Source organism: Paraliobacillus salinarum, assembly GCF_014083865.1.
In the GTDB taxonomy this organism is placed as follows: Bacteria; Bacillota; Bacilli; order Bacillales; family Amphibacillaceae; genus Paraliobacillus; species Paraliobacillus salinarum.
This window is the reverse complement of record NZ_JACEFA010000025.1, coordinates 1-5,655: the sequence shown is the minus strand read 5'-3', so window position 1 is coordinate 5,655 and position 5,655 is coordinate 1. Positions and strand designations below refer to the sequence as shown.

The window sequence follows — 5,655 nt, the reverse complement described above, 5'->3', positions numbered from 1 at the left end:
AAGGAAACTGTTACGATAATTCGGTGATAGAGAATTTCTTTGGAATTATGAAATCAGAATTTCTTTATTATAAGGAATTCGAAAGTGTAGAGCACTTTAAACAAGAACTTGAAAAATATATAGAATATTATAATATGAAACGGATAAAGGCGAAATTTAAAATGAGTCCGGTACAATACCGAACTCATTTTGAACAAGCTGCTTAATGAAATAAACCGTGTCTAACTTTAAGGGGTCACTTCACTCCTTTGGCTTTTCTTTTCAATTGCTAGAATAAAAGGTGGGTTGTTCTTTTGATTAATAAAACCATACTGAAGAACACGGAAATAATCTTGGTCAAAAGTAGTTAAATGATCTAATAAGGCTTGTTTTTCTTCTTCTCCACCAGGGTGACCATAATAAACAACACATACAATAATTCCGCCGTATTTTAGATGAGCAGCTATGGTATCAATAGCTTGAATGGTTGTAACTGGCTTAGTGATCACTTGCTTATCACTTCTAGGCAAGTAGCCAAGATTAAAAATGGCACCAGCTAATTTATGTTTCCATACTTCAGGGATATATTGCGCTACCTCTTGATGTCCATCTAAAATAAGATCGACATTTGTAAGCTCGTATTGAGATAGGCGTCTCGATGTTGCTTCGATTGCTTGCTCTTGCACATCAAAAGCTAATACTTTACCGTCACTACCAACTGTTTGACTAAGAATGACAGTATCATTTCCATTACCACAAGTTGCATCAATAACCAAATCACCTGGTTCGATCGCTGCTTGAATTAATTCATGTGCAAACGGTAAGATTTGCTTTAACATGAGAGCACCTTAGCTGTCGTATTATAATACTTTCCTTGCCAGCTATTTCGTTGTAATAATTCTGAATCAATCGCATTCAATACTTCCCATTTATTCATGCTCCACATCGGTCCAATTAATAACTCTGGTGGGCCGTCTCCTGTAATGCGATGAATAATCATTTCTTGTGGCAGTATTTCTAATTGATCAACAACGAGTTTGATATAATCATCTTTAGACATAAATGTTAACATCCCTTTTTCATATTGCTTTACCATTGGTGTTCCTTTTAACAAATGCATTAAATGAATTTTTATTCCTTGGACATCCATTTCACTAACCGCTTTAGCAGTATCGAGCATCATTTGATAGTCTTCACCAGGAAGTCCATTAATAATATGTGTGCAAACGCGAATGTTATGTTTACGTAATTTGTTTACACCTTCTAAATAGCACTTCATGTCATGTGCCCGGTTAATTAAATCTGATGTTTGTTGGTGCATCGTTTGTAATCCTAATTCAACCCAAAGGTATGTATGTTCATTGAGTTCTGCTAAGTAATCAACTACATCATCTGGTAAGCAATCTGGTCGTGTTGCGATCGAGAGGCCAACAACGTCATCTTGTTTTAAAATGGTTTCAAATTTTTCGCGTAGCTCGCTAACAGGAGCGTGTGTATTTGTGTACGCTTGAAAATATCCCATGTACTTCCCGTTTTTCCATTTGTGGTGCATGCTATCTTTTACTTTATTGAATTGTGTTTCTAAATCATCAACTCGATCACCTGCGAAGTCACCACTACCTGCAGCAGAGCAAAAGGTACAACCACCATGGGCGACTGTGCCATCTCTGTTTGGGCAATCAAATCCTCCATCAAGTGCTACTTTAAATATTTTTTCACCAAACGTATTTTTTAAATGATAATTCCATGAATGGTATCGTTTTTGATCAAACGAATATGGAAATGGATTTTGCAACGAAAAAACTCCTTTATAATAATAAACGATTTGCTTTATAGCATATGGTTTATTGTAGCATGAATCAATGATTAAAATCACTCGTCCGTATGATTTATTCTTTTTAGTTAAAGCTAAAATTGAGGTGATAATATGGCTACAAGAGAATCAATGGATGCATTAATTGATAAAACGGAAAAAGTCATTTCAGAAGCAAAATATCAGTTGAATCAAGCTAACCGAAATGGTTATGAAATAAATGAAGATTATGACACAGCACACTTAGAACTAAGCAATTTAGAGGCAGAGATTAAAAAGATGATGGACAGTGCGAATCATCAACAAAAAGAACAACTTCATCGCCTTCACCTGCAAGCAAACCGTTACTTGAATGACATGATTTTAGATACGAATCAATTACATGATTAAACAGTCTCCCTATTAAGGGAGATTTTTTTAAAAAGAAATCCAAAGAATGTATGTCGTCACACCAAAATGGGCTAGTGATAACTTGACAAATGGGTCTCTTTTTCTTAAAATACGTATACAATAACAAGGAACGACAATGATGAGGAATAGTAGTAAAGAATTACAAGCATGATAGAGAGGCAACGCTTGGTGAAAGTTGCCCTTGTACTTTATGAACTCGCCTTTTATGTTGTAATAGTGAATGATAGTAGCTATTACCGTATATTCTGCGTTAAAGGAACAAAGGGAATGTCTATTTACAAAGGCATTAATCTTGGGTGGTACCGCGGGAAGGCTCTCGTCCCAGTTTAGGGGATGAGTGTCTTTTTTTATATACATAGAACAAACGTTCTTTTGGTAATTATTCGAAGGAGGATGTAACAAATGTCATTTAATCATAAAGAAATTGAAGGAAAGTGGCGTAACTACTGGCTAGAAAACAAAACATTTAAAACGAACACGAAAACAAATAAAGAGAAGTTTTATGCATTAGATATGTTTCCGTATCCGTCAGGCGCAGGTTTACATGTTGGGCACCCGGAAGGTTATACGGCGACAGATATTGTATCTAGAATGAAGCGTATGCAAGGATATGAAGTGTTGCATCCAATGGGTTGGGACGCATTTGGTCTACCTGCTGAACAATATGCTTTAGATACAGGGAATGACCCAGAAGAATTCACCAAAAAGAATATAGATACTTTTCGTAGACAGATTCAAGAATTAGGTTTCTCTTATGATTGGGATCGTGAACTCAATACAACCGACCCGAATTATTACAAATGGACACAATGGATTTTCTTAAAATTATATGAAAAAGGTTTAGCTTATGTAGATGAAGTGGCAGTCAATTGGTGTCCTGCATTAGGCACTGTGCTAGCTAATGAAGAAGTAATTGATGGCAAAAGTGAACGAGGGGATCATCCGGTTGAACGTAAACCAATGAAGCAATGGATGCTTAGAATTACTGCTTATGCTGATCGATTGTTAGAAGACCTCGAAGAATTGGATTGGCCAGAAAGCATTAAGGATATGCAACGCAATTGGATCGGACGTTCAGAAGGAGCGGAAGTTGTTTTTGGTATAGATGGAACAGAAGAAAACTTTACTGTGTTTACTACTCGACCAGATACCTTGTTTGGTGCAACTTATGTCGTTTTAGCTCCTGAACATCCTTTAGTAAATAAAGTTGTTACACCAGAACAACAAGAAAACGTTCAAAGCTACTTGGATAAAGTTAAGCTGAAAAGTGATCTAGAACGAACCGATTTAGCAAAGGATAAAACAGGTGTATTTACTGGTGCATATGCGGTGAACCCTATCAATGGTGAGAAACTTCCGATATGGATTGCTGATTATGTACTTATGAGTTATGGTTCAGGCGCGATTATGGCTGTACCTGCACATGACGAACGTGATTATGAATTTGCAAAGAAATTTGATTTACCTATTGTTCCAGTACTTGAAGGTGGAGACGTAACGGAAGAAGCATTTTTAGGTGATGGTAAACATATTAATTCAGACTTTTTGAATGGCTTAAATAAGGAAGATGGAATTAGCAAAGCGATTGAGTGGTTAGAGGAAAATAATAAAGGTGAAAAGAAAGTTACGTATAGATTACGTGATTGGTTGTTTAGTCGTCAACGTTATTGGGGTGAACCAATTCCAATTATCCATTGGGAAGATGGAACAACTACAGGTGTGAAAGAAGAGGACTTACCATTAGTACTTCCGAAAACGACAGAAATCAAACCATCTGGTACTGGCGAATCTCCGTTGGCAAATATTAGTGACTGGGTCAACGTGGAGGATCCCGAAACAGGAATGAAAGGTCGTCGTGAAACAAACACGATGCCGCAGTGGGCAGGTAGCTGTTGGTATTTCCTAAGATTCATTGATCCGGATAACACAGAAAAATTAGCTGGCTATGAAGACCTAAAAAAATGGTTGCCAGTTGATATTTATATAGGTGGTGCAGAGCATGCGGTTCTTCACTTGCTTTACGCTCGTTTCTGGCACAAATTTTTATATGATATCGGTGTTGTGCCGACGAAAGAACCATTTATGAAATTGTATAATCAAGGGATGATTCTTGGTGAAAATAATGAAAAAATGAGTAAGTCAAAAGGCAATGTAGTTAATCCAGATGAGATTATTGAGACGCATGGAGCAGACACATTGCGTTTATATGAAATGTTCATGGGGCCGTTAGATGCTTCGATCGCATGGTCAACTACTGGATTAGACGGATCACGCCGCTTTTTAGATCGTGTATGGCGTCTGTTTGTCACGGAAGAAGCAAGTGCATTATCACCAAAAATAGTGGATAGTGTAACGAATGATACATTAGAAAAGGTATATCATGAAACAGTAAAGAAAGTAACTGAAAACTTTGAAGAGCTTCGTTTTAATACAGGCATTTCTCAAATGATGGTTTTTGTAAATGAGGCATATAAAGCAGAGCAGATTTCTAAAGATTATGCAGAAGGTTTTGTTAAACTGTTATCGCCAGTTGCACCCCATTTATCAGAAGAGTTGTGGAGCATACTTGGACATGAAGGCACGATTGCTTACCAATCATGGCCAGCATTTGATGAAGCGAAACTTGTTGAAGATGAAGTTGAAATAGTTATACAAGTAATGGGTAAAGTCCGAGCGAAAATGTTAGTGAGTAAAGATGCTTCTAAAGAAGAATTGGAAGCGAAAGCATTAGACAACGAATCGATTAAAGAAAGATTAGAAGGAAAAACAGTAAGAAAAGTAATTGCTGTTCCTGGCAAGCTTGTTAATATTGTAGCTAATTAATTGTCAAATGGCGGATTACGAATAAGTCTTTTTTGAAAGATGACGATGTTGGATTTTTTGAAGCAGAACTTTCAATTATGACAGTATAATTGGAAGTTCTGCTTTTTACTTATCGTTTTAACGAATGTGCTGATTTAAAAACATTGAATAGTAGCTTCATTTAAAATCTTATTTAATTAGTATTGATATACGGGTATTCATTATTAAGAGTGCTTTGAATATTAAACTAATTATATAGACTTCTTATGTTTTTTTGAAAGAATAAGAAAGTATCTATTGACTTTATGATTTGTATTCAGTATTATGTTTATTGTTGCTTTTATTTAGCAAACATATAAATAAAAAAATATTGACAGCATTTTGAGTACATGTTAATATAAAATATATTGTTTCGCAGTTATTGCGACAATATTTTTGATCTTTGAAAACTGAACAAAACAACCAATATGTTAAGAAGTAACATGCTAGTCAAGTAATGAGTGAGCATTAAGCGCACTTCATAATTTTATGGAGAGTTTGATCTTGGCTCAGGACGAACGCTGGCGGCGTGCCTAATACATGCAAGTCGAGCGCGGGAAGCAAACAATCACCCTTCGGGGTGTGCGTTTGTGGAACGAGCGGCGGACGGG

5 protein-coding genes, 1 rRNA gene and 1 other annotated feature are annotated in these 5,655 nt (G+C 36.3%); of the genes, 4 read left to right on the top strand and 2 right to left on the bottom strand.

Annotated features, from left to right (window positions below; all coding sequences use genetic code 11):
- A partial coding sequence (locus tag HP569_RS14220) for an IS3 family transposase (RefSeq protein ID WP_182200144.1) occupies nt 1–206 on the top strand: 206 nt, incomplete at its 5' end.
- 21 nt (nt 207–227) lie between these two features.
- On the opposite strand, the gene mnmM is transcribed toward HP569_RS14220, so the two are convergent.
- Nucleotides 228–818: a tRNA 5-(aminomethyl)-2-thiouridylate-methyltransferase MnmM gene (gene mnmM, locus HP569_RS14215; RefSeq protein ID WP_182201810.1), complete on the bottom strand. Its 591-nt coding sequence runs from the start codon at nt 816–818 to the stop codon at nt 228–230.
- A complete protein-coding gene (gene mnmL / locus HP569_RS14210; protein WP_182201809.1) occupies nt 812–1,774 on the bottom strand; it encodes a tRNA modification radical SAM protein MnmL/YtqA in 963 nt (320 codons plus the stop codon). The genes mnmM and mnmL overlap by 7 nt, the downstream gene beginning before the upstream one ends.
- Before the next feature lie 132 nt (nt 1,775–1,906).
- Here mnmL and HP569_RS14205 point away from each other — a divergent pair, with 132 nt between their 5' ends.
- The 3 genes from HP569_RS14205 to HP569_RS14195 all read left to right on the top strand — a co-directional run.
- Nucleotides 1,907–2,182: a DUF2524 family protein gene (locus HP569_RS14205; RefSeq protein WP_182201808.1), complete on the top strand. Its 276-nt coding sequence runs from the start codon at nt 1,907–1,909 to the stop codon at nt 2,180–2,182.
- Between the two features lie 127 nt (nt 2,183–2,309).
- Nucleotides 2,310–2,530 (top strand) — a binding site (T-box leader).
- A 75-nt stretch (nt 2,531–2,605) separates the two neighbouring features.
- Entirely contained in the window at nt 2,606–5,026 is a 2,421-nt protein-coding gene (gene leuS / locus HP569_RS14200; RefSeq protein ID WP_182201807.1) for a leucine--tRNA ligase, read from the top strand.
- Between the two features lie 504 nt (nt 5,027–5,530).
- Nucleotides 5,531–5,655: ribosomal RNA gene (locus HP569_RS14195) — 16S ribosomal RNA — on the top strand; the annotation flags it as partial.

Bases quoted from the DNA above. Each gene is read 5' to 3' on its own strand.
- mnmM (WP_182201810.1), bottom strand. From the start codon at position 818: ATGTTAAAGCAAATCTTACCGTTTGCACATGAATTAATTCAAGCAGCG.
- HP569_RS14205 (WP_182201808.1), top strand. From the start codon at position 1,907: ATGGCTACAAGAGAATCAATGGATGCATTAATTGATAAAACGGAAAAA.
- leuS (WP_182201807.1), top strand. From the start codon at position 2,606: ATGTCATTTAATCATAAAGAAATTGAAGGAAAGTGGCGTAACTACTGG.